The 25,496-nt window shown below is 66.9% G+C and carries 26 protein-coding genes, 1 other RNA gene and 1 pseudogene; 17 read left to right on the forward strand and 11 right to left on the reverse strand.

Annotation, left to right across the window (positions count from 1 at the left end):
* Nucleotides 1-40: 40 nt before the first annotated feature.
* From AC06FA_RS10105 to AC06FA_RS10115, 3 genes are all read left to right on the forward strand, one after another.
* Nucleotides 41-778, forward strand: a complete 738-nt coding sequence (locus AC06FA_RS10105) for an SDR family oxidoreductase (protein WP_478068169.1) — start codon at nucleotides 41-43, stop codon at nucleotides 776-778.
* Entirely contained in the window at nucleotides 772-2,187 is a 1,416-nt protein-coding gene (locus AC06FA_RS10110; RefSeq protein ID WP_478068170.1) for an efflux transporter outer membrane subunit, read from the forward strand. The genes AC06FA_RS10105 and AC06FA_RS10110 overlap by 7 nt, the downstream gene beginning before the upstream one ends.
* Nucleotides 2,188-2,350: 163 nt before the next feature.
* Nucleotides 2,351-2,614, forward strand: a complete 264-nt coding sequence (locus AC06FA_RS10115; protein ID WP_478068171.1) for a hypothetical protein — start codon at nucleotides 2,351-2,353, stop codon at nucleotides 2,612-2,614.
* A gap of 16 nt (nucleotides 2,615-2,630) precedes the next feature.
* On the opposite strand, the gene AC06FA_RS10120 is transcribed toward AC06FA_RS10115, so the two are convergent.
* From AC06FA_RS10120 to AC06FA_RS10130, 3 genes are all read right to left on the reverse strand, one after another.
* Nucleotides 2,631-3,485, reverse strand: coding sequence for an endonuclease/exonuclease/phosphatase family protein (locus AC06FA_RS10120; protein ID WP_478068172.1), 855 nt, complete (start codon nucleotides 3,483-3,485; stop codon nucleotides 2,631-2,633).
* Between the two features lie 150 nt (nucleotides 3,486-3,635).
* Complete coding sequence (locus AC06FA_RS10125) at nucleotides 3,636-3,869, reverse strand: hypothetical protein (RefSeq protein WP_478068173.1); 234 nt, start codon at nucleotides 3,867-3,869, stop codon at nucleotides 3,636-3,638.
* A gap of 105 nt (nucleotides 3,870-3,974) precedes the next feature.
* Nucleotides 3,975-6,005 (reverse strand): esterase/lipase family protein, encoded by a 2,031-nt coding sequence (locus AC06FA_RS10130; RefSeq protein WP_478068174.1) that lies wholly within the window; start codon nucleotides 6,003-6,005, stop codon nucleotides 3,975-3,977.
* Nucleotides 6,006-6,113: 108 nt separating this feature from the next.
* Here AC06FA_RS10130 and AC06FA_RS10135 point away from each other — a divergent pair, with 108 nt between their 5' ends.
* Nucleotides 6,114-6,569 (forward strand): methyltransferase family protein, encoded by a 456-nt coding sequence (locus tag AC06FA_RS10135; protein ID WP_478068175.1) that lies wholly within the window; start codon nucleotides 6,114-6,116, stop codon nucleotides 6,567-6,569.
* Between the two features lie 19 nt (nucleotides 6,570-6,588).
* Here the strand turns inward: AC06FA_RS10135 and AC06FA_RS10140 are convergent, their stop codons facing one another.
* Together AC06FA_RS10140 and ssrA are read right to left on the reverse strand one after the other, a co-directional pair.
* Nucleotides 6,589-7,059 carry a hypothetical protein gene (locus AC06FA_RS10140; protein ID WP_478068177.1) on the reverse strand — a complete coding sequence of 157 codons (471 nt, stop codon included), beginning with the start codon at nucleotides 7,057-7,059 and terminating at the stop codon, nucleotides 6,589-6,591.
* A 161-nt stretch (nucleotides 7,060-7,220) separates the two neighbouring features.
* Nucleotides 7,221-7,574: a transfer-messenger RNA gene (gene ssrA, locus AC06FA_RS10145) on the reverse strand.
* Nucleotides 7,575-7,802: 228 nt separating this feature from the next.
* Between ssrA and AC06FA_RS10150 the strand changes: the two genes are divergently transcribed.
* Nucleotides 7,803-8,375 carry a hypothetical protein gene (locus AC06FA_RS10150; RefSeq protein WP_478068178.1) on the forward strand — a complete coding sequence of 191 codons (573 nt, stop codon included), beginning with the start codon at nucleotides 7,803-7,805 and terminating at the stop codon, nucleotides 8,373-8,375.
* Between the two features lie 307 nt (nucleotides 8,376-8,682).
* Here AC06FA_RS10150 and smpB read toward each other — a convergent pair whose 3' ends face one another.
* On the reverse strand, nucleotides 8,683-9,186 hold the full coding sequence (gene smpB / locus AC06FA_RS10155) for an SsrA-binding protein SmpB (protein WP_312708738.1): 504 nt from the start codon (nucleotides 9,184-9,186) through the stop codon (nucleotides 8,683-8,685).
* Between the two features lie 57 nt (nucleotides 9,187-9,243).
* Here smpB and AC06FA_RS10160 point away from each other — a divergent pair, with 57 nt between their 5' ends.
* Nucleotides 9,244-9,669 (forward strand): type II toxin-antitoxin system RatA family toxin, encoded by a 426-nt coding sequence (locus tag AC06FA_RS10160; protein WP_478068179.1) that lies wholly within the window; start codon nucleotides 9,244-9,246, stop codon nucleotides 9,667-9,669.
* A gap of 3 nt (nucleotides 9,670-9,672) precedes the next feature.
* A complete protein-coding gene (locus AC06FA_RS10165) occupies nucleotides 9,673-9,930 on the forward strand; it encodes an RnfH family protein (RefSeq protein ID WP_478068180.1) in 258 nt (85 codons plus the stop codon).
* Nucleotides 9,931-9,966: 36 nt separating this feature from the next.
* Here the strand turns inward: AC06FA_RS10165 and AC06FA_RS10170 are convergent, their stop codons facing one another.
* Nucleotides 9,967-10,356: an outer membrane protein assembly factor BamE gene (locus AC06FA_RS10170; RefSeq protein ID WP_478068181.1), complete on the reverse strand. Its 390-nt coding sequence runs from the start codon at nucleotides 10,354-10,356 to the stop codon at nucleotides 9,967-9,969.
* Nucleotides 10,357-10,459: 103 nt separating this feature from the next.
* Between AC06FA_RS10170 and fur the strand changes: the two genes are divergently transcribed.
* Both fur and AC06FA_RS10180 read left to right on the forward strand, forming a co-directional pair.
* A complete protein-coding gene (fur, locus tag AC06FA_RS10175) occupies nucleotides 10,460-10,867 on the forward strand; it encodes a ferric iron uptake transcriptional regulator (RefSeq protein ID WP_108749330.1) in 408 nt (135 codons plus the stop codon).
* 226 nt (nucleotides 10,868-11,093) lie between these two features.
* Entirely contained in the window at nucleotides 11,094-12,011 is a 918-nt protein-coding gene (locus AC06FA_RS10180; RefSeq protein WP_478068182.1) for a LysR family transcriptional regulator, read from the forward strand.
* A gap of 122 nt (nucleotides 12,012-12,133) precedes the next feature.
* Here AC06FA_RS10180 and recN read toward each other — a convergent pair whose 3' ends face one another.
* Complete coding sequence (gene recN / locus AC06FA_RS10185) at nucleotides 12,134-13,810, reverse strand: DNA repair protein RecN (protein ID WP_478068183.1); 1,677 nt, start codon at nucleotides 13,808-13,810, stop codon at nucleotides 12,134-12,136.
* Between the two features lie 115 nt (nucleotides 13,811-13,925).
* On the opposite strand from recN, the gene hrcA reads away from it, so the two are divergent.
* The 4 genes from hrcA to dnaJ all read left to right on the forward strand — a co-directional run bounded on the left by hrcA (nucleotide 13,926) and on the right by dnaJ (nucleotide 18,960).
* Nucleotides 13,926-14,990, forward strand: a complete 1,065-nt coding sequence (hrcA, locus tag AC06FA_RS10190) for a heat-inducible transcriptional repressor HrcA (RefSeq protein WP_478068184.1) — start codon at nucleotides 13,926-13,928, stop codon at nucleotides 14,988-14,990.
* Nucleotides 14,991-15,053: 63 nt separating this feature from the next.
* Nucleotides 15,054-15,569 carry a nucleotide exchange factor GrpE gene (grpE, locus tag AC06FA_RS10195; RefSeq protein WP_108749334.1) on the forward strand — a complete coding sequence of 172 codons (516 nt, stop codon included), beginning with the start codon at nucleotides 15,054-15,056 and terminating at the stop codon, nucleotides 15,567-15,569.
* Nucleotides 15,570-15,755: 186 nt separating this feature from the next.
* A complete protein-coding gene (gene dnaK, locus AC06FA_RS10200) occupies nucleotides 15,756-17,678 on the forward strand; it encodes a molecular chaperone DnaK (protein ID WP_478068185.1) in 1,923 nt (640 codons plus the stop codon).
* A gap of 154 nt (nucleotides 17,679-17,832) precedes the next feature.
* Nucleotides 17,833-18,960 carry a molecular chaperone DnaJ gene (gene dnaJ / locus AC06FA_RS10205; protein ID WP_478068186.1) on the forward strand — a complete coding sequence of 376 codons (1,128 nt, stop codon included), beginning with the start codon at nucleotides 17,833-17,835 and terminating at the stop codon, nucleotides 18,958-18,960.
* Between the two features lie 151 nt (nucleotides 18,961-19,111).
* Here dnaJ and AC06FA_RS10210 read toward each other — a convergent pair.
* A pseudogene (locus AC06FA_RS10210) lies at nucleotides 19,112-19,267 on the reverse strand (helix-turn-helix domain-containing protein); the annotation flags it as partial.
* A gap of 48 nt (nucleotides 19,268-19,315) precedes the next feature.
* Between AC06FA_RS10210 and AC06FA_RS10215 the strand changes: the two are divergent.
* Entirely contained in the window at nucleotides 19,316-20,203 is an 888-nt protein-coding gene (locus AC06FA_RS10215; RefSeq protein ID WP_478068187.1) for a hypothetical protein, read from the forward strand.
* 32 nt (nucleotides 20,204-20,235) lie between these two features.
* Here the strand turns inward: AC06FA_RS10215 and AC06FA_RS10220 are convergent, their stop codons facing one another.
* Nucleotides 20,236-21,033: an AraC family transcriptional regulator gene (locus AC06FA_RS10220; RefSeq protein ID WP_478068188.1), complete on the reverse strand. Its 798-nt coding sequence runs from the start codon at nucleotides 21,031-21,033 to the stop codon at nucleotides 20,236-20,238.
* 73 nt (nucleotides 21,034-21,106) lie between these two features.
* Here AC06FA_RS10220 and AC06FA_RS10225 point away from each other — a divergent pair, with 73 nt between their 5' ends.
* The 3 genes from AC06FA_RS10225 (at nucleotide 21,107) to AC06FA_RS10235 (ending at nucleotide 25,067) form a co-directional block, all read left to right on the forward strand.
* Nucleotides 21,107-22,306, forward strand: coding sequence for an MFS transporter (locus AC06FA_RS10225; RefSeq protein WP_478068189.1), 1,200 nt, complete (start codon nucleotides 21,107-21,109; stop codon nucleotides 22,304-22,306).
* A gap of 731 nt (nucleotides 22,307-23,037) precedes the next feature.
* Nucleotides 23,038-23,946, forward strand: a complete 909-nt coding sequence (pdxY, locus tag AC06FA_RS10230; protein ID WP_478068190.1) for a pyridoxal kinase — start codon at nucleotides 23,038-23,040, stop codon at nucleotides 23,944-23,946.
* On the forward strand, nucleotides 23,943-25,067 hold the full coding sequence (locus AC06FA_RS10235) for a prephenate dehydrogenase (protein ID WP_478068191.1): 1,125 nt from the start codon (nucleotides 23,943-23,945) through the stop codon (nucleotides 25,065-25,067). Before pdxY ends, AC06FA_RS10235 begins: the two co-directional genes overlap by 4 nt.
* Nucleotides 25,068-25,273: 206 nt before the next feature.
* Here AC06FA_RS10235 and AC06FA_RS10240 read toward each other — a convergent pair whose 3' ends face one another.
* Nucleotides 25,274-25,468, reverse strand: coding sequence for a hypothetical protein (locus AC06FA_RS10240; RefSeq protein ID WP_108761788.1), 195 nt, complete (start codon nucleotides 25,466-25,468; stop codon nucleotides 25,274-25,276).
* Nucleotides 25,469-25,496: the final 28 nt, after the last annotated feature.

Genomic DNA, 25,496 nt, shown 5'->3' on the forward strand with positions numbered 1-25,496 from the left:
CGGTGCCGGCGCCCGCTTTCCCCTATCGAGGCATGACCCCATGAACACCCATCAGAACAAGATTGCCCTGGTTACCGGCGCCACCCGCGGCATCGGCCTGGAAACCGTGCGCCAGCTGGCCCAGGCCGGCGTGCACACGCTGCTGGCCGGTCGCAAGCGCGAAACGGCCGTGGAGCAGGCACTGCAGCTGCAGGCCGAGGGCCTGCCGGTGGAAGCCATCCAGCTGGACGTGACCGATGCAGCCAGCATTGCCGAGGCCGCCGAACAGGTGCGCCAGCGCCACGGCCGCCTGGACATCCTGGTGAACAACGCCGGCATCATGATCGAGAACCCGGCGCAGGCCCCTTCGGAGCAGTCGCTGGAGACCTGGCACCGCACCTTCGACACCAACGTGTACGCCCTGGTGGCCGTCACCCAGGCCTTCCTGCCGCTGGTGAAGCAGGCCAAGTCCGGCCGCATCGTCAACGTGTCCAGCATGCTCGGCTCGCAGACCCTGCATGCCGACCCGGCATCGGGCATCTACGATTTCAAGATTCCCGCCTACAACGCCTCCAAGGCTGCAGTGAACAGCTGGACGCTCAGCCTGGCCTACGAACTGCGCAACACCCCGATCAAGGTCAACACCGTGCACCCCGGTTACGTGAAGACCGACATGAACGGTGGCAACGGTGAGATCGAAATCAGCGAAGGCGCCCGTTCCAGCGTGGAAATGGCGCTGATCGGTGAATCCGGCGCCAGCGGCAGCTTCACCTACCTGGGCGAGGTGCTGCCGTGGTGATCCGTACCCTGGCCGTGGCCGTGTCCAGCCTGGTGCTGGCCGGCTGCGTGACGGTTGGCCCCAACTACAAGGCACCGGTGCAGGAGCCGGTCGCCCTGCAGGGCGCACAGCAGGCGGTGTTCAGCACCGCTTCGCCGGTGGCCAGCTGGTGGGCCCAGTTCGACGATCCGGTGCTGGAAGAACTGGTGCACGGTGCGCTGTCGGACAACCTGGACCTGCGCGTGGCCGTGGCCCGCGTCAGCCAGGCCCGCGCGGTGTTCGTGGAAAGCCGCTTCGACCAGGCGCCGCATGTCACCGCCGGTGGCAGCTACGACCGCCGCAAGCAGCCCGATGCAACGCAGGGCGGCGAGCGGGTGTTCAGCGAAAGCTACCAGCTCGGCTTCGATGCCGGCTGGGAGCTGGATCTGTTCGGCCGCAAGCGCCGCGCCGCCGAAGCCGCGCGTGCCGACCTGGGCGCCGAGCAGGCCAACCTGGCCGACGCGCAGGTGCTGGTAGCCGCCGAAGTCGCGCGCAACTACTTCGAACTGCGTGGCACCCAGAAGCGCATCGCGGTGGCCCAGCACACGCTGGAAAACCTGCGCGATACGCAGAAGCTGACCGAAGCCCGCTGGGAACTGGGCGCCGGCAGCGAGCTGGACGTGCAGAGCAGCCGCGCACGCCTGAAGGCGATCGAGGCCGACATTCCGCTGCTGGAAGTGGCCGAGGCACAGTCGCGCAACCGCCTGGCGGTGCTGCTGGGCCAGCGCCCGGAAGTGCTGACCGCGATGCTGGCCCCGCATGAGGTGCCGGCGTTTGCCAAGGCACTGCCGCTGGGTGACACCCGCGAGCTGCTGCGCCAGCGTGCCGACGTGCGCATGGCCGAACGCCGCCTGGCCGCCGCCACCGCGCGGGTAGGTGTGGCGACCGCCGACCTGTTCCCGCGTCTGTCGCTGTCCGGCTTCGTCGGCTTCCTCGGCGGCGACGCCAGCGGGCTGGTGAACGGCAACAACAAGGCCTGGTCGCTCACCCCGTCGATCAGTTGGGCCGCGTTCGATTTCGGCACGGTGAAGGCACGCCTGCAGGCCAGCAAGGCCGAAGCCGAAGGCGTGGCCGCGCAGTACGAGCAGGCCGTGCTGCTGGCACTGGAAGACACCGAAAACGCGCTCACCCGCTATGCCAAGCAACAGGCACGGCTGGCGATCGTGGTCGAGCAGGCGCAGGCGGCACGGCGTGCAGAAGCGCTGGCGCAGATCCGCTATCGCGAAGGCTCGGAAGACTTCCTGACCCTGCTGGATGCACAGCGCACGCAACTGGTTGCCGACGATGCGCTGGCGGCGGCCGAAGCGGAAGTGAATGTCAGCGTGGTCGGTGTCTACAAGGCACTGGGCGGCTGGGGCCAGGCGCCGCAGCCGGCGGTGGCCAGCCGCTGACAGCAGGCGCGGGCATCACGTCGTTTCCAGCGTGGCTGGCGGCGTGATGCCTGCCGTTGCTGCGGTGCTGCTGCGGTGCAGCGCAGCGTGCTGTCGTTTCTGACTCTGCCGGAATCCTCCCGCGCGGTGTACCTAGAGGGGAACACCCCAGCAAGGACAGGCGATGCGTGACGACAAGCGATCCACCCAGCGGATGTTGTTCGGTGATCCCGGCCTGCCCGGCGCAGGCCTGTCAGTGGCGGTGGTGGTGTTGATGGTGCTGGCGGCCCTCACCGGCGCGCTGGGCTTCATGCGGCTGCCCGATTCGATGATCGGCATCGGCCTGATCTGCGTGGCGCTGTTCCTGGCGGTGGCCGCGCGCATTTTCCAGGCACGCGACCAGCACCAGGCGTTGTTCCGCCTGCTCGACAAGCGCCCCCCGCCGTAAGCAGGGGGCACGCCGGTCAGGGCTTGGGCCAGTCCAGTTCCACCACCAGCGGGAAGTGGTCCGACGGCAGCACGCCGCCAATACGGCGGTCGTCGGTGGTGAAGCTGCGTGCATGGAAGCCGCGCACCAGCACCCAGTCCAGCTGCGTGGTGGCCGTGCCGGTGAAATCATGGAAGGTCTTGCGCGGCCCCTTCGGTGCGGCCACCTGGGTGCGGGTGTCCTGCAGCACGCGGGTGAAGGCCTGGTAGGTGCCGCTGCCCGGTTCGCTGTTGAAGTCGCCGGTCAGCACCACCGGCAGATTGGCCGGCAGGTTGCCCACGCGTTGCGCGATCAGCTCGGCGCCCTTCTGCCGGCGCGGCTCATCCTCGTCGCGATAGGGCAGGTGGGTGTCCATGAAGTAGAAGCGGCGGCCGTCGTCCAGGCGGCGGAACAGTGCCCAGGTCACCATGCGCGGGTACAGGTTGCCCCAGGTGATGCTGCCCGGCACATCCGGGGTATCGGACAGCCAGAAGTCGCCGGACTGCTCGATCGCCAGCACCTTGCTGTCGTAGAACACGCCCATGTGTTCGTCGTCCTCGCCACCGCGGCGGCCCTTGCCGAACCAGCGGTAGCCCGGCAGGTGTTCGGCCAGATAATGGGCCTGCTCCGGCACCAGTTCCTGGGTGCCGATCACCGCCGGATGGGCCTCCAGGATGACCTTGACCATCGCATCGCGGCGGTCCGGCCAGCGCTTGCCCGGCTCGGTATCGGCCGGTGTGCGCACGTTGAAAGACATGACTTTCAGCGGTGCCGGGCTGGCAGCCCAGGCGGCGGCCGGCAGGGCCAGGGCCAACAGCGCGCAGAGCGCGGTGCGGCGGACATGCTGCAACATCGTGGAATCCCTCCATTCCATGAAAACGATTCCAGAGCATGCCATGGAAGGGCAGGGCTGCGGTATGCCGCGATGGGCGGCTGGCAGAGGCCGGGCAGGCCGCGAAGGCCCGCCCGGCGCAGTGGTGCAATGGGTCAGCGCAGGCCTGGCTCAGTTGCGCAGGTACGGATTGCCGTACTCATCGATCCAGTACTCGGCTTCGTGCACGTTGCCCTGCTCGTCGATGTAGGTTTCGGTGCAGTGCTGGTGGACGCGGTTGCGGTCAATGTTCACCGGGACGCACGACACCGTCGTTCCCGGTGCGCTGGCGTGTACTTCGGCCAGCGGAACCAGGGTTGCCGCCGCTACCACCAGGGTGGCCATCGTGGCCAATTGCAGTTTCATCAGCTTCATCCTTGCTTCCTGCGATCGCGCACATGCGCAGTGCTGGTGTAGCACGCACGACAGGCTGCCGGAAGTGCCCCGGCGACGCGGCAGCAGTGTGCGCCGCTACTTCGCCGGCGCGTCGTGCGCCTGCATGTCTTCATGCAGGATGCGCCGCAGCTCCACGATGGCCGGTGTCGCTTCCTGCACGCTGTGGCCGGACACGATCACCTTTTCAGACTGCGCATGTGGCAGGTGCGAACTCCAGTACGGCACCAGGCCATCGCTGCTGTCCTGCAGCGGGCCCTGCGCGCTGGAGCGGGCAATGATGGAGTGGTAGCGCACCTTCGGCGCCATCGGCAGGTCGGCCACCGCCTTGATGAAGGCATCGTCCTTGTCCAGGTTCTGGATGCTGTTCATGCGGTAACCGTGCTTGTCGTCGTTGCGTTCGATCTGGCCATCGTTGGCCAGGCTGGCCACGTCTTCCAGCACGGTCAGTGGCAGCCGCACGAACTTGCCGATCCATCGGCCCAGGCGGGTGCCGGCCACATCGGTGCCGCGGTGCGGGGTGGCGATGAACACCACCCGCGAGATCTCCGGTTCCGGCTGGAAGTTCAGCAGCGGTGCGCCGCGCGTGCGCAGCAGTTCGCGCTGCACCGGCGACATCTGCGCGGTGTCCAGCAGGGTCTGCACCAGATGGTCGCCGGACGAAGAAACCAACAGCCGCGAGATCACCCCGCCCATGCTGTGCGCGACCACCACCATGTCGTGCGAGGCCACGTCCTTGCCGGTCGGATCGAAGTGCGCCAGCACATCGTCCAGCGTGTGCCGGATCGCATCGTGGCTGAGCGCGATGGGCATGTTGGTGGGGTAGTAGAACTGCCAGATCTGGAAGTCGCGGCGGATCTCCTCGTCGCGCATCAGTTCATTGGCCACGTTCACCCACGCTTCCGGGCTGCTGGCCAGGCCATGGATCATCAGCAGCACGCGCCGGTCCGGATCGAAGGGCTGCATCATGAACAGATGCGGGCGCTCGATGCCGCCCTTGCCACCGAACAGCGAGCGCAACGACTGCCGGCTGAAATTGGAGCGCGCCAGCCACAGCGCATAACCGGCGGTGAAGTTGGCCGCCAGCGGCACCTGCTCGCCATGCAGCTGTACTTCGGACACCTGGTAGGGGTCGTGGATTTCCAGCGTGGGCGCGTTGTCGTGCAGCACCTCCCACAGGTTGGCGCCGGCAAACCGCAGCAGCACCGTCATCGATGGCGAGGGCATCTCGCTCCAATCGCGCACGCTGGCCGCCGCTGCCGCCTGCGGGCTGCCCGGCGCCGGTGCTGCCGCGGCGGGTTGTTCGCTGGGGTCTGCCATCACCGCCACCAGCTCGGCGCCGAAGCCATCGCGGCGGTGCACGCTGCGCAGGGTGCCGGTGAAGGACATCGACGCGGCCGGCACCAGTTCGACCAGTTGCCGTCCGTCCTGGGTGGCGCCATCAGCATCGGGGGCCAGCACGAAGGTCCACGGCCCCACCTGCAAGCGCGAACGGTCGCTGCCGGCGTCGCCGCGCGAATACACCTCGAACAGCATCACCGAGGCTTCCTGCACGGCCAGGTTGTAGTAGTCGCGCACCTGCGTCTGGCGATCTTCAAAGCCGCGCTGGTTGGCGGTGCGTTCGGTGAAGAACAGATACGCGTAGGCCTGGCGGGCGACCTGCATCCACGCGTCCAGGCGCGGCTGGAAGCCCGCATCCAGCGGCGGCAGCGGCTGCGTCGGCGCCGCCGCACGTGCTGCGGCCGGTGATTCGCGCTTGGGCGCAGGCAGGGTCATCGCATACTGCAGCCACAGTTCGGCCAGGCTGGAACGCTTGTCCTCCTCGCGCACCACGATGCTGGCTTCCATCGCCTCGATGCAGGCCGGCCCCGGCTTGGCGCACGCGGTTTCATCGAGCCCGGCCACGCGCAACGTTTCCCAGGTGGCCGCACTCAGCTTGCCGCTGGTCAGGATGTCACCGCGCTTGAGCGCGATGTACTGGCCCGGGGTGACCGTGCCCACCTGCACCGACGGACCGAACTGGCGCAGCGTGGCGCAGCCGCTCAGCAGCAGCAGGGCGGTGATGGTCAGCGCCATGTGGCGAACGACGGTGAAGCCGGGTAGTGCCATGCGGTCCTCCTGCGCAGTGGCGCCACTCTAGCCGGAGCGGCGTCAACGCGGAAGAAAGTGGCGGCGTGTGTGAGGCTGCGGGCTGGACGCAGACGCTCAGGGACACCGATGCACCTGCTGGAAACCCGTGTTCCGCCGCCGCTGGTCATGCTGATGTGCGGCCTGGCCGGATGGGCGCTGGACGGTCTGCTGCCGGGATGGGCGCTGCCGGCGCCGGCCTGGCTGGCGGTTTCCGTGCTGGGGCTGGGCCTCCTGCTGAACCTGCTGCCGAAGTGGACGTTCGGCCGCGTGCGCACCACGGTCAATCCCCTGCGGCCGGCGTCCACCACCGTGCTGGTGACCGGCGGCCTCTACCGCTACAGCCGCAACCCCATGTATCTGGGCCAGGCGATGGTGCTGCTGGGCGCCCTGCTGCTGTTGCGCAATGCACTGCCGCTGCTGGTGGTGCCCGTGTTCGTGGCCTGGATCACGCGGCTGCAGATCGTGCCGGAAGAACGGGTACTGGCCGCGCGCTTTGGTGCCCGCTACGAGGCATTCCGCAGCCAGGTGCGGCGCTGGCTGTAGGCACCAGCGCCGTGCGGGGTTACGGCAGGATCAGGCAGCTGACCGAGGCCGAGTAGCCTTCGTAATCGTCTGCGGCGCCCACGTGCAAGGTGTGCCGGGCATCAAGCTTGCGGATGAAGGAAGGCGCTTCGCGGTCGGAGGCCTCGTTCACCGTGGTGACCGACAGGCTGCGACCGACCTGCGGCGCCGACACGTCGTTCAGATAAACGTGCAGGCTTTTGCTGCCGCTCGGCCCGATGGATATGTCGGCGCTGTCCACGCGGCCGCCGAACAGGGCGACCTTGCCCCCCTTGGCCTCGAACACCCCGCCCGGCACATGGGTCAGGCCTGCGGCGCGCAGCGCATCTTCCGCCTGGGCCTGGGTGAAATCGGAACCGGCCCGGCAGGCCAGCAGGGCTTCAAGGGCCGCGGTCGGCTTGGCGGCAGGCGCGGCAGAGGCGGCGGCGCTGGCGGCCAGGGCGAGCAGCAGGGTGGGCAGTCGGGTGTTCATTGCAGATCCTTCTGGGTGGTGGGGCGGGGCGAGTGGCCTTTGAATCTGCAGTGTGCGGCAGGCGCGGGTGGGCTGTCACCGCAGCTGTGCACGGGCAACAAAAAAGCCGGAACCCCTTGGAAGGAGAACCGGCTTCTTGTGGCCTCGACAGGCCATACAAATGGTGGAGGTGGGCGGAATTGAACCGCCGTCCGAAGGCACTCCATCCCCAGCACTACATGCTTAGCTCACCGTTGGATCTCGCCCCCGAGCAGCACGGTGTGCAAAGCGCACCCGGGGACCAGCCTGTTGTGTTCTAGTGCCGGACTGACAGGCAGCCGCCCAGCGCGATTCCATGATAGTGACTCTACACCGCGAGCATGGACACAAGCGGTTTCGAGGCTTAGGCCTTAAGCGGCCAGAGCGTAGTTGTCGTCGTTGGCAACTAGAGTTTTGCAGCTGGATTTACGAGGAAAGCTACCCCCTCGGCATGCGCCAGGCGACTTCACAACCCCCGTCGAAACCAATGCACCCCCGGTTTCTACAGTGCTGCAAGGTACAAGACCGGTTCCGTGCTGCCACGGCGCTGGCCTGCCCAACGCCTGTAATGCTACGGCAAAAATGCTGAACCGTCACCTTTGCCGTTTTTTCAATCCGCAACAGGTTGTAGAGCCTTTGTCATAGCGGATTGCTAACTTCCCGGGCACGAAATTGCGACACACTGGCAGCGACCATCCGAGCCAGGATCGACACGGAGACAATGGGTGACCGAAGCCACGCAACAGCGCAGCCTGCGACAACTGGTCGGACCGGTGGGCGCCGACTACCAGCGCCGGGCGGTGCCGCCGGTCTGGGTGTGGGCGGTCATGGCGATGCTGCTGGCGGCCACCTGGCTGAGTGAGTTGCCGGCCACGGCTGCGGCGGCGCTGGTGGCCAGTGCGGTGGTGGTGCATTGGCCGCAGCGCGGGCGCATGCACTGGCTGGGCTGGCGGCTGCCGGCGCTGGCGGTGCTGGCGGCCCTGTTGTGGGGGCCGGACGTGCTGGCGCAATGGTTCGAACACGGGTTGGCGCTGACCCTGATGTCGCTGGCCAGTCTGAGTATTGGCGTGCATGTGTGGCAGTCGCGGCAGACTGCGCGGCAATTGCAGGGTGCGGCCGACGCGCTGGACGATGCGCAGCTGATGTCGCTGCTGCCGGCCGACGCGGCGCGCCTGGCGCAGCAGTGGCGCGCCGGCGATGACCGGCATGCGCCGGAACTGGCGGTGGTGATGCACCTGGCGGTGATGCATGCGGCGCTGGCGCCGCGCATGGGCGGGCGGGGCATGCTGGCCGGTTGACCGGGGGGCGGGTTTGGTCGACGGCTTCTGGTCGTTGGTAGAGTCGAGCTTGCTCGACTGATGGATCCGGCGCAGTCGAGCAAGCACTTCTGGCCGTTGGTAGAGTCGAGCAAGCTCGACTGATGGGTCCGCCACAGTCGAGCAAGCTCGACTGATGGGTCCGCCACAGTCGAGCAAGCTCGACTGAGGGATCCGTCGCAGTCGAGCAAGCTCGACTCTACCGAGCAAGGCAGTCGAGCAAGCTCGACTCTACGAAGCAGGGCAACAGCAGCCGAGCATGGCTCGGCTCTACAGGTGGGGCCGGGCGTTACGCGTCGCGGTTGCCGCGGCGCATGACGCGCTGCTTTTCGATGGCCCAGTCGCGGTCCTTGGCGGCGTCGCGCTTGTCGTGGGTCTGCTTGCCCTTGGCCAGCGCCACTTCCAGCTTGATCTTGTTCTTGCTCCAGTACATGGCGGTGGGCACGATCGTGTAGCCATCGCGCTCGACCTTGCCGACCAGCTTGTCGATCTCGCTCCGGTGCAGCAGCAGCTTGCGCTCGCGGCGGTCGTTGGCCACCACGTGGGTCGAGGCCTGGATCAACGGGGTGATCTGCGCGCCGATCAGGAAGATCTCGCCCTGCTTCACATAGGCGTAGGCGTCGATGATGTTGCCGCGGCCGGCGCGGATCGACTTCACCTCCCAGCCCTGCAGGGCCAGGCCCGCCTCGAAGCGCTCTTCGATGTGGTACTCGTGGCGGGCACGCTTGTTCAACGCGATGGTCTTGTTGGCCGTCGCGCTCTTTGCTTTATCCTTGCCGCTGTTCTTGCTCATTTCCGTATTGTCTCCGATTCGGGCCCGCCCGGTCGATTGCCGAAACGTTCCGTCTTTATGCCTACTATCCGCCGCAGCGCCCTGGTCGAACATTCCTCCGCGCGCATGTTCGATCTCGTCAACGATGTGCAGGCCTATCCGCGCCGCTTCCGCTGGTGCTCCGATGCCCGCATCCTGGAGCAGGGCGAGGACCGGCTGGTGGCCCGCCTGGATCTGGGCCTGGGCTCGTTCAGCACCTGGTTCCAAACCGAAAACACCCTGCAGCGCCCGCACAGCATTGATATGCAGCTGCGCGACGGCCCGTTCAAGCAGCTGCACGGCCGCTGGGAGTTCCATGCCCTGGCCGAGGATGCCTGCAAGGTGACCCTGACCCTGGAATTCGAACCCCGCTCACGCCTGCTCGGGCCGGCGCTGGCGATCGGCTTCCAGGGCCTGGCCGATCGCATGGTCAACGACTTCGTGCGCGTGGCCGACGAGGGCTGAGCGATGATCGAGGTCGAGGTGGTGCTGGCCTGGCCGCAGCGCGTGCTGTCGCGCCGCCTGCAACTGGAAGAGGGCGCCACCGTGGCCGATGCGGTCGCTGCCGCCGCGCTGGAAGGCAGTGCCGACTGCCCGGCGCTGGCCGTGCATGGGGTGCTGGCCCGCCCGCAGCAGGTGCTGCATGACGGCGACCGGGTAGAGCTGCTGCGCCCCCTGTTGGCCGACCCCAAGGACAACCGCCGCAAGCGCGCCCGCGGCGACTGAACCGCGCCCCCCATCGGCGGCGCGGCGAAGCGGGGCTCAGCGGCCCTTCTTTTTGTCCTTCGGCAGGTTGCGGCCGAACTGGCGCACGGTTTGCTGGGCCAGGGCCTTGTCGTTGGCCGGGAAGTAGTCGCCTTCCCAACGGGTCACCACGTCGTTCTCGAAGTACACGGTGAAGTTCTTCACTTCGGTACGGCCGAGGCGGTTCACGCGTTCGGTGGAGGTGTAGTCCCAGCGCTGGGCATGGAACGGGTCCGGCACCGAGGGCGTGCCCAGCAGCGCATTCACCTGCTGCTTGCTCTGGCCGACCTGCAGCTTGGCCACGGCGTCCTCGCGGATCAGGTTGCCCTGGTAGATCGGTTGCTTGTAGATGATGCCGCACCCGGTGGTGGACAGAGCGATGGTGGCGACCAGCAGGAGATTGCGCATCGGAAAGGGCGTTTGGGGAAATCGAACCGATGATACACTCCTGGCGTGCCACCGCGACCCAATCCGAGGCAGCTGGCGCTAAATCGCCAATGAACGGAGACCTATGGAAACCCACGACCTGCGCAAAGTCGGCCTGAAGGTGACCCATCCGCGGATGCGGATCCTGGCGCTGCTCGAGCAGCGCAATGCCCAGCACCACATGACCGCCGAAGACATCTACCGCCAGCTGCTGGAGCACGGCGATGAGATCGGCTTGGCCACGGTGTACCGGGTGCTGACCCAGTTCGAGGCCGCTGGCCTGGTGCTGAAGCACAACTTCGAAGGCGGCCAGGCCGTCTACGAGCTGGACCGCGGCGGCCACCACGACCACATGGTCGATGTGGACAGCGGCAAGATCATCGAGTTCGAAAGCCACGAAATCGAAGAGCTGCAGCGCAAGATCGCGGCCGAGCACGGCTACGAGCTGGAAGAGCATTCGCTGGTGCTGTACGTGCGCAAGAAGCGCAAGTAACGGTTTCCCGCCTGCTGTGATGTGCGAAGACCCCGGGCCTGGCCCGGGGTTTTTCGTTGCTGGGGTCAGAGCCCCTTTCTGGCGCAAGGGGATCCGACCCCGGGGTCAGATCCCTTTCCGCCGGGAAAGGGCTCTGACCCCCGTCCCTGCAGGTGGGCCAGCGTGGCCGCTACGCGATCTGTGAACTAGACTGCGCCCGGACAATCATCTGTGAACAGGATTCACCATGGCCCGCCCTGACATCAACCGATCCGGTGAGCTGGAGGTCTTCGTGCGGGTGATCGAGACCGGGGGCTTTTCCGCGGCCGCGCGCAGCCTGGACATGACGCCGTCGGCAGTGAGCAAGCTGGTGGCGCGGCTGGAGCAGCGGCTGGGCACGCGCCTGCTGCAGCGGTCCACCCGGCAACTGCAGTTGACCCCGGAAGGCTGCAGCTTCTACGAGCGCGGCCTGCGCGTGCTGGCCGATCTGGAAGAGGCCGAGCGCTGCGCCAGCGCGCATGCGGAGCCGCGCGGGCGTCTGCGGCTCAATTCCAACGTGCCGTTCGGTCGCCACTTCCTGCTGCCGTTGCTGCCGGCCTTCCTGCAGGCGCACCCGCAGGTGGGCGTGGACCTGAGCCTGAACGATGAGGTGATCGATCTGCTGGAACAGCGCACGGACGTGGCCGTGCGCGCCGGCCCACTGAAGAGCTCCAGTCTGGTGGCGCGGCAATTGGGTGCTACGCGGATGATGATCGTGGCCGCGCCGTCCTATGCGGCCCGCCACGGCCTGCCGGCCGACGCCGATGCGTTGCTGTCACACAACCGGCTGGATATCGGCCATGCGCGGACGCTGCAGGGCTGGCCGTTGCTGCACAACGGCGAGCAGGTGCGCGTGCCGACCCAGGGCAATCTGCGCGCCAGCAATGGCGATGCGCTGCGCCAGCTGGTGCTGGGCGGGCTGGGCATGGCCCGGCTGGCGGCCTTCCAGGTCCGCGATGACCTGGCCGCTGGACGCCTGCTGCCGGTGCTGGAAGACGCCAACCCCGGTGATCTGGAAGAAGTGCACGCCGTGTTCGTGGGGCAGGGCGGTTACCTGCCGCTACGGGTGCGCGCGCTGTTGGATTTCCTGGTGGAACACGTGGACCTGGCCAAACCCTTGGCCTGAAGCCCGTTGTAGAGTCGAGCCATGCTCGACTGGTTCTGGCATCAGGCCAAGAGCAGTCGAGCATGGCTCGACTCTACAGACCTGGCACCCCGTAGATCCACGCCATGCGTGGATGCACGTGCTCAGTCGAGCAAGCTCGACGCGACCAACAGCTTGCGCGCCGCCGCGCGCGCTTCCTTGCTCACTTCCACGCCGCCCAGCATCCGTGCCAGCTCCTCTTCGCGGGCCTTGTTGTCCAGCTTCTCCACCGCGCTCTGGGTCATGCCTTCCACCGGCGCCTTGCTGACCCGATAGTGGGCGTGGCCCTTGGAAGCGACCTGCGGCAGGTGGGTGACGCACAGCACCTGGCGCTTCTCGCCCAGTGCGCGCAGCTTCTGGCCGACGATATCGGCCACGGCGCCGCCAATGCCCGAATCCACTTCGTCGAACACCATGGTCGGTACCGCATCCAGGTCCAGCGCGGCCACTTCGATGGCCAGCGAAATGCGCGACAGTTCACCGCCGGAGGCTACCTTGCGCAGGGCGCGCGGCGGCTGGCCGGCGTTGGCCGCGACCAGGAACTCGACGCGTTCGGCGCCCTGCGGGTCGGGCTTGCCCGCGTCCTGCGGTTCCAGGTCGATCAGGAACTGGCCGCCGCCCATGCCCAGCTCGGCAATGATGCCGGTGGTGGTGGCCGACAGCTCCGCGGCGGCCTTGCGCCGGCTGGCGGTCAGCACCTCGGCCTGTACCCGCCAGGCGGCCACGGCCTTGTCGATCTCGCCGGCCAGGCGCTGCAGGCGCTCGTCGGCGCCACGCAGCTGCTCTACTTCGGCGTGCATGCGCTCGCGCTGCGCGCCCAGCTCGTCCATCGGCACCCGGTGCTTGCGCGCCAGGTCGTGCAGGCGGCCCAGGCGGCGCTCGTTTTCTTCGAACTGTTCCGGATCGGCATCCAGATCGTCGTGCACCCGGTCCAGCAGCGACAGGGCTTCGTGCAGCTGGATCGAGGCGTTCTCGATCAGGCCATCCACCTCGCCCAGGCGCGCGTCGTGTTCGATCAGGCGCGACAGGTCGTGGCGCACCTGCTGCAGCAGGTCCAGCGCGGAGCTGCCGTCGTCGCCGTTGAGCTGGTTGCTGGCGGCCTGGCAGGCGGTCAGCAGGGCGCTGGCATGGGCCTGGCGACGGTGGTTGGCGCCCAGGGCGGCAATCGAGTCCGGTTCCAGGTCTTCGCGGTCCAGTTCGCGCAGCTGGTGTTCCAGGAAGCCGATGCGGTCGCTCACGTCGCCCTGCTGCGACAGCGCCAGCGATTCGTCGACCAGCGCCTGCCAGGCGGCGGCGGTACGGCGGACCTGGCGGCGCGCGTCCTCGTTGTTGGCGAATGCGTCCAGCAGGGCCAGCTGCGACGGGCGCGCCAGCAGTGCCTGCTGCTCGTGCTGGCCATGGATTTCCACCAGGTGCGCGGCCAGGTCGCCCAGCTGCGCCAGGGTGACCGGACGGCCGTTGATCCAGGCCCGCGAGCCGCCGTCGGCGCGGATGACCCGACGCAGCTGGCATTGCTCGTCATCGTCCAGTTCATTGTTGGCCAGCCACTGCCGGGCGGCCTGCAGCTGGTCCAGGGCGAATTCGGCCGACAGCTCGGCGCGGGCGGCGCCATGGCGGACCACGCCGCTGTCGGCGCGCAGCCCGGACAGGAAGCCCAGGGCGTCGACCATCAGCGACTTGCCGGCGCCGGTCTCGCCTGAAACGACGGTCATGCCGGGCCCGAACTCCAGTTCGGTGGCGCGGACGACGGCGAAATCCTTGATCGAAAGATGTCTGAGCATGGGTAATGGGGTGTCTGCAGCCGCGCAACGCTAGCATGTGCGGCCGGGTGGTCCAATGACTTGCCAAGGTGCTGCGCCGCCATTATCTAGTGTCCGTGTCTCACAGGTTGATTCCATGCACGGTTCCGCCGACCAGCTAGCCCCGCGCGCGCGCCATCTGCTGCGCACGCTCATTGCGCGTTACATCCAGGACGGCGAGCCGGTAGGCTCGCAGACGCTGGCGCGCGTGGCCGGCCTGGAGGTCAGTCCGGCCACCATCCGCAACATCCTGGGCGACCTGGAAGACCTGGGCCTGCTGGCCTCGCCGCATACCTCGGCCGGGCGCATTCCGACGGCGCACGGCTACCGGGTGTTCGTCGACAGCCTGCTGCAGATGCAGCCCCCCGGCGAAGGCGAGCTGGCCCGCCTGCGGCTGGAACTGGCCGGCGGCGGTAGCACCCAGGCCCTGCTGGGCAGCGCCTCGGAGCTGCTGTCGGCCATGAGCCATTTCGTCGGCGTGGTCAGCGCGCCGCGGCGCGAGCAGTTCGCCTTCCGGCAGATCGATTTCGTGGCCCTGGACGGGCGGCGGGTGCTGGCCATCCTGGTGTTTGCCGACAACGAGGTGCAGAACCGGGTGATCGAGACCCGCCAGGAGTTCGCCCCGGGCCAGCTGGAACAGGTCGCCAATTACCTGAACGCGCATTTTGCCGGTCTGCCGCTGGCCGAGATCCGCACCCGCCTGCTGCTGGAGCTGCGCGATGCCCGTTCCGAGCTGGAGCAGCTGCTGGCGCACAGCATCGAGCTGGCCGAGCAGGCCCTGCAGCCGCCGGCCGACGACATGCTGGTGGCCGGGCAGACCCGGCTGATGGGCGTGCAGGACCTGTCCGACCTGGAGCGCCTGCGCGAACTGTTCGAGCTGTTTTCCAGCAAGCGCGAGATCCTGCAGCTGCTGGAGCGGACCATCCAGGCCCCGGGCGTGCGCATCTTCATTGGCGAAGAGACCGGCATGATGCCCCTGCAGGGCGTCTCGCTGGTCACCGCGCCCTATACCGCCAACGGCCAGGTGCTGGGCGTGCTGGGGGTGATCGGGCCCAAGCGCATGGCCTACGACCGCATGATTCCGCTGGTGCAGGCCACCGCCGACGTGCTGGGGGCGGCGTTTTCGCCCTCCGGGCGCACCCCGGGCACATCCGACGCTTGAAACGCAGCATCCCGCCCACACTAGGGTGGGTGGAGGCGGGCTGTGACCGCCAGGGACCCAGACATGAACCACGAAAACCCCGATATCGAATCCCAGCAGAGCGCGGCCGATGCAGCGGCTGCGGCCGGCGTGAGTGACGAAACCGAGCGCCTGCGCGCCGAGATCGAGCAGATCAAGGCCGACGCCCTGCGTGAACGCGCCGATCTGGACAACCAGCGCAAGCGCGTGGCCCGCGACATCGAGCAGGCCCGCAAGTTCGCCAACGAAAAGCTGCTGGGCGAGCTGCTGCCGGTGTTCGACAGCCTGGATGCCGGCCTGAAGGCCGCTGGCGATGACGCCCATCCGCTGCGCGAAGGCCTGGAACTGACCTACAAGCAGCTGCTGAAGGTCGCCGCCGACAATGGCCTGGTCCTGCTGGACCCGACCGGCCAACCGTTCAACCCGGAACACCACCAGGCCATCAGCCAGGTGCCGACCCCCGGCGCCGCCCCCGGCAGCGTGGTCACCGTGTTCCAGAAGGGCTACCTGCTGAACGAGCGTCTGCTGCGGCCGGCGCTGGTGGTGGTGGCCGCCGACTGACCCGGCGTCCCGGGCGCACGGCCGCCGGGGACCGGTAGCGCCGGGCCATGCCCGGCGAACCTTGAACGGTTGAACACAGCGTTCGGGGGATGGCTTGAATGTTCCACGAGCCTCCCCCACATCCCATTCATCCACCGGCACAACGGCCGGACTGAACCCAACAAGCATTCTTCAGGAGTCTCCCCCATGGGCAAGATCATTGGTATCGACCTCGGCACCACCAACTCGTGCGTGGCGATCATGGACGGCGGCAAGGCCCGCGTCATCGAGAATTCGGAAGGCGATCGCACCACCCCGTCGATCGTCGCCTACACCAAGGACGGCGAAGTGCTGGTCGGTGCCTCGGCCAAGCGCCAGGCCGTGACCAACCCCAAGAACACCTTCTACGCGGTGAAGCGCCTGATCGGCCGCAAGTTCACCGACGCCGAAGTGCAGAAGGACATCGCCCACGTCCCGTACAGCATCCTGGCCCATGACAATGGCGATGCCTGGGTGGCCACCAGCGACGGCAAGAAGATGGCCCCGCAGGAAATCTCGGCCAAGGTGCTGGAAAAGATGAAGAAGACCGCCGAGGACTTCCTCGGTGAGAAGGTCACCGAAGCGGTCATCACCGTGCCGGCCTACTTCAACGACAGCCAGCGCCAGGCGACCAAGGACGCCGGCCGCATCGCCGGTCTGGACGTCAAGCGCATCATCAACGAGCCGACTGCGGCCGCGCTGGCCTATGGCCTGGACAAGGGTGACAACAAGGATCGCAAGATCGTGGTCTACGATCTGGGCGGCGGCACCTTCGACGTCTCGGTGATCGAAATCGCCAACGTCGATGGTGAAAAGCAGTTCGAAGTGCTGGCCACCAACGGCGACACCTTCCTGGGCGGCGAAGACTTCGACAACCGCGTCATCGAGTACCTGGTTGAAGAGTTCAACAAGGACCAGGGCATCGACCTGCGCAAGGATCCGCTGGCCCTGCAGCGCCTGAAGGACGCTGCCGAGCGCGCCAAGATCGAGCTGTCCAGCGCCCAGCAGACCGAAGTGAACCTGCCGTACGTCACCGCTGACGCGTCGGGTCCGAAGCACCTGAACATCAAGCTGACCCGCGCCAAGCTGGAAGCGCTGGTGGAAGACCTGATCAAGAAGTCGATCGAGCCGTGCCGCGTGGCCCTGAACGACGCCGGCCTGCGTTCGAGCGACATCAGCGAAGTGATCCTGGTCGGTGGCCAGACCCGCATGCCGAAGGTGCAGCAGGCGGTGACCGAGTTCTTCGGCAAGGAACCGCGCAAGGACGTCAACCCGGACGAAGCCGTGGCACTGGGTGCGGCGATCCAGGGCGGCGTGCTGGGCGGCGACGTGAAGGACGTGCTGCTGCTGGACGTGACCCCGCTGTCGCTGGGTATCGAAACCATGGGCGGCGTGTTCACCAAGATCATCGAAAAGAACACCACCATTCCGACCAAGGCCTCGCAGGTGTTCTCCACCGCCGAGGACAACCAGTCGGCCGTGACCGTGCACGTGCTGCAGGGTGAGCGCGAGCAGGCCCGCTTCAACAAGTCGCTGGCCAAGTTCGACCTGTCCGGCATCGAGCCGGCCCCGCGCGGCCTGCCGCAGGTGGAAGTGTCCTTCGACATCGACGCCAACGGCATCCTGCACGTGTCGGCCAAGGACAAGAAGACCAACAAGGAACAGAAGGTCGAGATCAAGGCCGGTTCGGGTCTGTCCGAGGAAGAAATCGCGCGCATGGTGGCTGACGCCGAAGCCAACCGCGAAGAAGACAAGAAGTTCCAGGAACTGGTGCAGGCCCGTAACCAGGCCGATGCCCTGATCCACGGCACCCGCAGCGCCATCACCGAGCACGGCAGCAAGGTCGGCGGCGATGTCATCGGCAAGGTGGAAGCGGCGCTGGCCGATCTGGAAACCGCGATGAAGGGCGACGACAAGGCACAGATCGAAGCCAAGTCGAAGGTGCTGGAAGAAGCCGGCCAGGCGCTGTTCGCTGCCGCTTCGGCCGACCAGGGCGGTACCCCGGGTGCCGACGCCGGCAATGCAGGCAAGGCGCAGGATGACGTGGTGGACGCTGAGTTCACCGAAGTCAAGGACGACAAGAAGTCCTGATCCGGACCGACACGGGGCGCTGCCTGGCAGCGTCCCGTTGTCGCATCAGGGTCCTGACCGCCGCCCGGCGTGTCGGGGCGCCCGACGCAAGAGCGGACCTGGTTCCGCTCTTCCGCTTTGACGAATCCCGACTTTCCGGAAGCTGATTCACCCTATGAGCAAGCGCGATTACTACGAAGTGCTGGGCGTTGCCCGCACCGCCACCGATGAAGAGCTGAAGAAGGCCTACCGTCGCTGCGCGATGAAATTCCATCCGGACCGCAACCCGGGTGATGCGGCGGCCGAAGCCTCCTTCAAGGAGTGCAAGGAAGCCTACGAAACGCTGTCGGACGGCAACAAGCGCCGCATGTACGATGCCCACGGCCACGCCGCGTTCGAGCACGGCATGGGCGGTGGCGGTGGTCCGGGCGGCCCGGACATGAACGATATCTTCGGCGATATCTTCGGCAATATCTTTGGTGGCGGCGGCGGTGGCCCGCGCCAGGCCCGTCGCGGTGCCGACATCGGCTACGTGATGGAGCTGGACCTGGAAGAAGCGGTGCGTGGCATCGAGCGCCGCATCGAGATTCCGACCCTGGCCGAATGTGGCGACTGCGATGGCAGCGGCTCGGAAGACGGCAAGGTCGAAACCTGCAATGTCTGCCATGGCCGCGGCCAGGTGCGCATCCAGCGCGGCATCTTCGCCATGCAGCAGGCCTGCCACAACTGCAACGGCCGCGGCCAGATCATCGCCAAGCCGTGCAAGACCTGCCACGGCAACGGCCGTGTGGAAGAAGACAAGGTGCTGTCGGTGAAGGTGCCGGCCGGTGTCGACACCGGCGACCGCATCCGTCTGTCCGGCGAAGGCGAGGCCGGTCCGGCCGGTACGCCGCCGGGCGATCTGTACGTGGAAGTGCGCGTGCGCGAGCATGCGATCTTCCAGCGCGACGGCGACGACCTGCACTGCGAAGTGCCGATCCGTATTTCGCAGGCCGCGCTGGGCGATACCGTGCGCGTGGCCACCCTGGGCGGCGAAGCGGAGATCCGCATTCCGGCCGAGACCCAGACCGGCAAGCTGTTCCGCCTGCGCGGCAAGGGCGTGCGTTCGGTGCGCAGCCGCAGCGAAGGCGACCTGTACTGCCGCGTGGTGGTGGAAACCCCGGTGAACCTGACCGCCGACCAGCGCAAGCTGCTGGAGCAGTTCGAGGCGACCTTCAACGGTGAAGAGGCGCGCAAGCACTCGCCGAAGTCGGCCACCTTCATGGACGGCGTGAAGGGCTTCTGGGACCGGATGACGTCCTGAGTTACCAACGCAAGCGTTGAACGGTAGCGCCGGGCCATGCCCGGCGTTTCTGTTTGTGGACATCGCACGCATTCCGCCGGGCATGGCCCGGCGCTACCAGGGGGGCTGTTCTCTGGTAGATCCACGCCATGCGTGGATGTGGTTCGAGGAATCAGCGGAAGAACGCCGCCGGTGTCTGCCCCAGCTGGCGCTTGAACATGCTGGTGAACGCACTGGGGCTGTCATAGCCCATCGCCAGCGCTACATCGATCACCTTTTCGCCCACCGCCAGGCGCTTCATCGCCGCCAGCAGCCGGGCCTGCTGCCTCACGCCCGGCGTTTTGTCTGTGCGATTCCTGCCGCCTAAGATGGAAGCATGAATCCATCCATCCTGAAAAGACTGCGCTGTCGGGGCGCCATCGGCATTTCGATGCTGGTGGCGGCGTTGACCGTACCCCATGTCTCGGCAGCACCGGCTTGCGGCTTCGATGAGCCGATCGTCGATCCGCAGGAAGCCCCTACGCCTTTGCCTGGTACACGCTGGACCTACTCCGTCGGCGCATCGCGTCCAGAACTGACGTTGCAGCTGCAGACGGTGGAACCGCAGCAGCTGGCGCTTTCGATTGATGGAGAGGCCGTTCGGCACGAATGGCGAGAGACCTATGCAGACGTGAATCCGCTGCGCAAAGGGGAAAAGATCCTGCTGCGCTTCCCGTTATCCGTCGGCGCGCAGTGGCAGGACAGGTTCGAGGAGCCGGGCGAAATCCGCGGTTCGTTTGGCAGCTATCGCTATGACTATGCGGAGGAGAGCAGCAGCCGAGTCGTGGCCGTCGAGACGGTACGGACTGCGCTGGGTGACGTAAATGCCTACCGGATCGAGAGAGATGCGCGGTGGCACAAATCCAATCCCCGCTCGGATGACATGAAACGCATGCGCCTGGACGGTAGTGGTGCGGTGGACGGAATGGAACGCAGCATCAGTTGGTACGCGCCAAGCGTTGGGCGGGTGGTGTTGCGACGAAGCATCAAGGCCAATCCAAACTATCGCCACCACCCGACTGCGGAAAACGACAGTCGCCATCTGATGGTCACCGAGCTGGTCGGTTTCCAGCGCCCCGATGGCTGCCGCGTCGAAGCAGCTCCCACCCAGGCACGTGTGCCTGATGATCTGCCACCGCTGAATTACCCCCTGATGTTCAACGACAGATGGGAATTCCTGTTGATTCGTCATCAGCATGTGCCGGCCGTATCCGTGGATCGTTAGCGCGTGGAGCTGCCTGCGGGACCCGCAGGCGATCATCGGAAGAACGCCGCCGGTGTCTGCCCCAGCTGCCGCTTGAACATGCTGGTGAACGCGCTGGGGCTGTCATAGCCCATCGCCAGCGCCACATCGATCACCTTTTCGCCCACCGCCAGGCGCTCCATCGCCGCCAGCAGCCGGGCCTGCTGCCGCCACTGGCCGAAGGTCATGCCCAGTTCGCTGGCGAAGTGGCGCTGGATGGTCTTCACGTCCACCGCCAGCGCCTGCGCCCAGTCCTGCAGCGTGGCCTCGTCGCCGGGGTGTTTCTGGATGTGCTGGCAGATGCGCTGCAGGCGCGGGTCGACCGGCGTTGGCAGGTGCAGCGGCAGCACATCCATGCGATGCAGTTCGTCCAGCAGCAGGCGCACCACGCGGCCATCGCGGCTGTCGTCGTGGTGCTCGCCTTCGATCTGGCTGGCCGCGTGCAGCAGCTCGCGCAGCAGCGGCGCGACCTGCACCGCGAAGGGTTCGGTGGCCAGCTGCGGGGCGAAGGCAGGATCGATATACAGGCTGCGCATGTGCACATCGGCAATGCAGTCCACCCCGTGCGCCATGCCGGCCGGCATCCAGATCGCGCGGGTGGACGGCACTACCCAGCGGCCTACTTCCGAGCGCACCACCATCAGTCCGGACATGGCATAGACCAGCTGGTGCCGGCGGTGCCGGTGCGGTGACACCCGGGTGCCCGCTGGATAATCCTTCACCCGGCAGGTCACCGGTCGATGGCCGGGCACCTCGTTCCAGGGCGCGGACTCGCGGATCGTGCAGGACGTGTCCTTTTTGCGATATGGCATGACCAGAACGCGGCGGAAGGGAGGGGAGGGGCACCGTAGCATGCGTGGCTCGCCCCCATCCTGACTGCGCACCATGTCCAGCCTGGCTACCCCTGTCCCCAGCACCCGCAGCACGTCCCCGGGCGTGCTGGCGGCGATTTCCACCTCCCACGTGGTCAACGACATGATGCAGTCGCTGATCCTGGCCATCTACCCGGTCATCAAGGGCGGTTTCAACCTCAGCTTCACCCAGATCGGCCTGATCACGCTCACCTACCAGCTGACCGCGTCGATCTTCCAGCCGCTGGTCGGCCTGGCCACCGACCGCAAGCCGGCGCCGTATTCGCTGCCGATCGGCATGGCCTCGACCCTGTGCGGCATGCTGCTGCTGGGCTTCGCACCGAACTACGCGATGGTGCTGCTGGCCGCGGCGCTGGTGGGCGTCGGCTCGGCCATCTTCCACCCGGAAGCCTCACGCATCGCGCGCCTGGCGTCGGGCGGCCGTCATGGCTTCGCGCAATCGGTGTTCCAGGTCGGCGGCAATTTCGGTACCGCGCTGGGCCCGCTGATCGCGGCGGCGGTGATCGTGCCGTATGGCCAGCACGCGGCATCGTGGTTTGCCGGCGCCGCGCTGATCGGGATTGCGTTGCTGACCTATGTCAGCCGCTGGTACGCGCTGCACCTGGGCACGCCGCGACCGGCCGGGCAGGGCACGGTCGCCCCGCGTCATCCCACGCGCACGGTGGCGCGGGTGATGGCGATCCTGCTGGTGCTGATCTTCAGCAAGTACTTCTACATGGCCAGCATCGGCAGCTACTTCACCTTCTACCTGATCCACCATTTCGGCATTCCGGTGGCGCAGGCGCAGCTGCATCTGTTTGCCTTCCTGGTGGCATCGGCGGCCGGTGGATTCCTGGGCGGGCCGCTGGGTGACCGCATCGGCCGCAAGCCGATCATCTGGGCGTCGATCCTGGGCGTGGCGCCGTTCGCGCTGGCGCTGCCGCATGCCGATCTGCTGTGGACCACGGTGCTGGCGGTGCTGATTGGTTTCGTGTTGTCGTCGGCGTTCTCGGCGATCGTGGTCTACGCGCAGGAAATGATGCCGCACCGGATCGGCATGGTGTCGGGATTGTTCTTCGGCTTTGCCTTCGGCATGGGCGGGCTGGGCGCGGCGGTGCTGGGGCTGCTGGCGGACAAGACCAGCATTGAGTTCGTCTACCAGTTGACGGCGTTCCTGCCGCTGCTGGGCATCGTCGCGGCCTGGCTGCCACCGTCTCGCCCGGCTGCACACTGAGGGGGGTGTTGGTCTGCAGGGCTTGCAGCCCTGCACCTGCTGTAGAGTCGAGCCATGCTCGACTGAAGCAACGTCAAAAGCGGGTTTCCTGAGGGTAGGCGGGGCGGTGTCGGATTGCGGGGACGCCGCAAGTACGTGCTTGTAGGCTTGGCAGCGGCATCCATGCCGCTGACACCCCGCAATCCGACACCACCCCGCCTTCGACAGTTTTCCGCTATCTGTCGGAACGGCGTTCTGCTCTGGTAGGTGTCGACCTTGGTCGACACGAATGAATTGGTTCGATATCTGACAGAAAAATCGTGTCGACCAAGGTCGACACCTACCAACAGCCGCGCATCCCAGTAGATCCACGCTATGCGTGGATGAATTCCTTCGATATCCGACAGATGTGCCGACCAACGGTCGACACCTACCAACAGCCGCGGGGGACTGTCGAAGGCGGGGTGGGTCCGGTTGCGGGGGCGTGAGCCGCATGGATGCGGCGACCGAGCTTACATGGGTGAGGGCGCTTTGCTTGCGAAGCACTGCTTCGCAAGCGCCCGAACGCACAGCCGCCAGCGGCTGGGCCGGGCCCCGGAGGGGGACTTGCAGCGTCCCCCGCAACCGGACCCACCTCGCCTACCCACGGATAGCCGCTGTTGCTGTCGCTTTGGTCGTTGCCGTTGCCGTTGCATTGGGCAGGTGCAGGGCTGCAAGCCCTGCCGAAAACTCCCTGGGCGTAGAATGCGGGCATGAGCGAATCCCTCGAAAACCACTTGCTCCACGGTCGTCGCCAGCGGCCCGACGGGCCCTCGCCGATCGATGTCATCTCGGTCCAGTCGCAACTGGTCTACGGCCACGCCGGCAACAGCGCCGCGGTGCCGCCGATGCGCGCGCTGGGTCTGCGCGTGGCGGAAATACCGACCGTGCTGCTCAGCAATGCGCCGTTCTACGACACCACCCGTGGCCGCGTGCTCCCCGCCGACTGGTTCGCCGATCTGCTGCGCGGCACCGCCGAACGTGGCCTGCCGCAGCGGGCGAAGATGCTGGTGTCGGGCTATTTCGGCAGCGCCGCCAATGGTGCGGCGTTCGCCGACTGGCTGGATACCCTGCTGCCGGCCTGCCCGCAGTTGCGCTACTGCCTGGACCCGGTGATCGGCGATACCCATACCGGTCCCTATGTGGAACCGGGGCTGGAGGCCATTTTCGCCGAACGGCTGCTGCCGCACGCCTGGCTGGTTACCCCCAATGCTTTCGAACTCAATCGCCTGACCGGCATGCCCGCGCTGGCCGAGGCCGATGCCATCGCCGCCGCACGCACGCTGCTTGATCGCGGCCCGCACTGGGTGATCGCGCACAGCGTGGGCGGCAATCCGGGTGAACTGGTCACCCTGGCGGTGGGGCGCGAGGAAACCTGGCGCTGGACCTCGCCGCTGCTGCCGGTGGATGTGGCCGGCACCGGCGATGTGCTGATGGCCCTGGTGGTGTCGTTCCTGCTGCGCGGTGAATCGATGCAGCAGGCGATTTCGCGCGCCGTGGCCGGCACCCATGCCGCATTGGAAGCCACGCTGGCGCAGGGCTTCGAGGAGTTCGATGTGATTGCCGCGGCCCCGGCCGCGTTGGCTGACGGCGCCCGCTTCCAGGCCGAGCGACTGGCATGACGTCCTTGCAGGCACGCACGCCGCGCACGGTCGGCATCGTTGGCAGCGCCGGTGCCTACGGGCGCTGGCTGACGCGTTTCTTCCAGCAGCACATGCAGTTGCAGGTGATCGGCCATGACCCGGCCGACCCGACCTCGCATTCGCCGGAGCAACTGCTGGCGCAGGCCGATGTGCTGGTGTTCTCTGCACCGATCCGGCATACGCCGGCGCTGATTGCCCGCTACGTGGAACAGTCGGGCGGGCGTGAGGCCGGGCGACTGTGGCTGGACGTGACCTCGGTGAAAGAGGGGCCGGTGCAGGCCATGCTGGCGTCACAGGCCGAGGTGGTCGGGTTGCACCCGATGACCGCGCCGCCAAAGGCACCCACCCTGAAGGGGCGGGTGATGGTGGTGTGCGAGGCGCGCCTGCAGCAGTGGCAGCCCTGGGTAAATGCGCTGTGCAGTGCGCTGCAGGCCGAGTGCGTGCGTGCCACGCCGCAGCACCACGACCAGATGATGGCGCTGGTACAGGCGATGGTGCACGCCACGCATCTGGCCCAGGCCGGTGTGCTGCGCGAGTACCAGCCGCAGCTGGGTGACCTGGCGGCGATGATGCCGTACCGCTCGGCGTCCTTCGAACTGGATACGGCAATCATTTCGCGCATCCTGTCGTTGAACCCGTCCATCTACGAGGACATCCAGTTCGGCAACCCGTATGTGGCGCCGATGCTGGAAAAGCTGGTCGGCCATCTGCAGCGCCTGCAGGTGCAGGTCGGGCAGGGCGACGATGCGGCGCGCGGGGCCTTCCGTGAGCAGTCACTTTCCGCCAACCACGCCGCCTTCGGCGAACCGGCCCTGGCCGCCGGCAACTACACCTTCGAGCGGGTGGGGTATTTGCTGGCCGACCTGACCGAACGCAATGCGCTGTCGGTGCACCTGCCCGAGGATCGCCCCGGTTCGCTGCGCGAACTGCTGAATGTCTTCGAGCAGCACGGCATCAGCCTGGCCTCGATCCATTCCTCGCGCACGCCGGCCGGTGAGGTGCACTTCCGCATCGGCTTCGTGGCCGGCAGCGATGCCGGGGCCATTGCGCTGGCGGCGGCCGACGTCGATGCCAGCGGCATCGGGCGGGTGCTCGCATAGCCGCATTCATCCACAGGGGATGTGGATGGTTTCTGCGTAAAGGTGTGGATAACCGCGCGCAGGCCTTGGCAGGCAATGCTGTCAAGACGATTGGCGAAAAATTGGCCACACCTTCTTGTAGAGTCGAGCCATGCTCGACTGACGCCCTGTGTCGACCAAGGTCGACACCTACCGGTGGTCGGCCCGGGCCAATCCGGGCGGCCCGATCAGATCGTCAGATGCAGCTCACCGCCGGTGGTGGTGAACTCGCGGCCGTTGCGCACCAGGTGCCGGCCATCGTCCAGTTCGTAGCGCGGGGTGGCCTCTGACGCGTGCCCGCTGCCGTCGGCGTCGGGCTTGAATTCGATGATGACATGGGTTTCGCCGTGGTTGTCCACGGCGGGAAACTGACGGAACGACATCGCCCAGCTCCTGTGTGCAGCCGGTTCG

This window comes from Stenotrophomonas sp. Steno-C17 (genome assembly GCF_056393165.1).

What these genes read in the sequence shown, in the direction of transcription:
- AC06FA_RS10105 (WP_478068169.1), top strand. Translation starts at nt 41, where the DNA reads ATGAACACCCATCAGAACAAGATTGCCCTGGTTACCGGCGCCACCCGC.
- AC06FA_RS10115 (WP_478068171.1), top strand. Translation starts at nt 2,351, where the DNA reads ATGCGTGACGACAAGCGATCCACCCAGCGGATGTTGTTCGGTGATCCC.
- AC06FA_RS10120 (WP_478068172.1), bottom strand. Translation starts at nt 3,485, where the DNA reads ATGTTGCAGCATGTCCGCCGCACCGCGCTCTGCGCGCTGTTGGCCCTG.
- AC06FA_RS10125 (WP_478068173.1), bottom strand. Translation starts at nt 3,869, where the DNA reads ATGAAACTGCAATTGGCCACGATGGCCACCCTGGTGGTAGCGGCGGCA.
- AC06FA_RS10130 (WP_478068174.1), bottom strand. Translation starts at nt 6,005, where the DNA reads ATGGCACTACCCGGCTTCACCGTCGTTCGCCACATGGCGCTGACCATC.
- AC06FA_RS10135 (WP_478068175.1), top strand. Translation starts at nt 6,114, where the DNA reads ATGCACCTGCTGGAAACCCGTGTTCCGCCGCCGCTGGTCATGCTGATG.
- AC06FA_RS10140 (WP_478068177.1), bottom strand. Translation starts at nt 7,059, where the DNA reads ATGAACACCCGACTGCCCACCCTGCTGCTCGCCCTGGCCGCCAGCGCC.
- smpB (WP_312708738.1), bottom strand. Translation starts at nt 9,186, where the DNA reads ATGAGCAAGAACAGCGGCAAGGATAAAGCAAAGAGCGCGACGGCCAAC.
- AC06FA_RS10160 (WP_478068179.1), top strand. Translation starts at nt 9,244, where the DNA reads ATGCCTACTATCCGCCGCAGCGCCCTGGTCGAACATTCCTCCGCGCGC.
- AC06FA_RS10165 (WP_478068180.1), top strand. Translation starts at nt 9,673, where the DNA reads ATGATCGAGGTCGAGGTGGTGCTGGCCTGGCCGCAGCGCGTGCTGTCG.
- AC06FA_RS10170 (WP_478068181.1), bottom strand. Translation starts at nt 10,356, where the DNA reads ATGCGCAATCTCCTGCTGGTCGCCACCATCGCTCTGTCCACCACCGGG.
- fur (WP_108749330.1), top strand. Translation starts at nt 10,460, where the DNA reads ATGGAAACCCACGACCTGCGCAAAGTCGGCCTGAAGGTGACCCATCCG.
- AC06FA_RS10180 (WP_478068182.1), top strand. Translation starts at nt 11,094, where the DNA reads ATGGCCCGCCCTGACATCAACCGATCCGGTGAGCTGGAGGTCTTCGTG.
- recN (WP_478068183.1), bottom strand. Translation starts at nt 13,810, where the DNA reads ATGCTCAGACATCTTTCGATCAAGGATTTCGCCGTCGTCCGCGCCACC.
- hrcA (WP_478068184.1), top strand. Translation starts at nt 13,926, where the DNA reads ATGCACGGTTCCGCCGACCAGCTAGCCCCGCGCGCGCGCCATCTGCTG.
- grpE (WP_108749334.1), top strand. Translation starts at nt 15,054, where the DNA reads ATGAACCACGAAAACCCCGATATCGAATCCCAGCAGAGCGCGGCCGAT.
- dnaK (WP_478068185.1), top strand. Translation starts at nt 15,756, where the DNA reads ATGGGCAAGATCATTGGTATCGACCTCGGCACCACCAACTCGTGCGTG.
- dnaJ (WP_478068186.1), top strand. Translation starts at nt 17,833, where the DNA reads ATGAGCAAGCGCGATTACTACGAAGTGCTGGGCGTTGCCCGCACCGCC.
- AC06FA_RS10215 (WP_478068187.1), top strand. Translation starts at nt 19,316, where the DNA reads ATGAATCCATCCATCCTGAAAAGACTGCGCTGTCGGGGCGCCATCGGC.
- AC06FA_RS10220 (WP_478068188.1), bottom strand. Translation starts at nt 21,033, where the DNA reads ATGCCATATCGCAAAAAGGACACGTCCTGCACGATCCGCGAGTCCGCG.
- AC06FA_RS10225 (WP_478068189.1), top strand. Translation starts at nt 21,107, where the DNA reads ATGTCCAGCCTGGCTACCCCTGTCCCCAGCACCCGCAGCACGTCCCCG.
- pdxY (WP_478068190.1), top strand. Translation starts at nt 23,038, where the DNA reads ATGAGCGAATCCCTCGAAAACCACTTGCTCCACGGTCGTCGCCAGCGG.
- AC06FA_RS10235 (WP_478068191.1), top strand. Translation starts at nt 23,943, where the DNA reads ATGACGTCCTTGCAGGCACGCACGCCGCGCACGGTCGGCATCGTTGGC.
- AC06FA_RS10240 (WP_108761788.1), bottom strand. Translation starts at nt 25,468, where the DNA reads ATGTCGTTCCGTCAGTTTCCCGCCGTGGACAACCACGGCGAAACCCAT.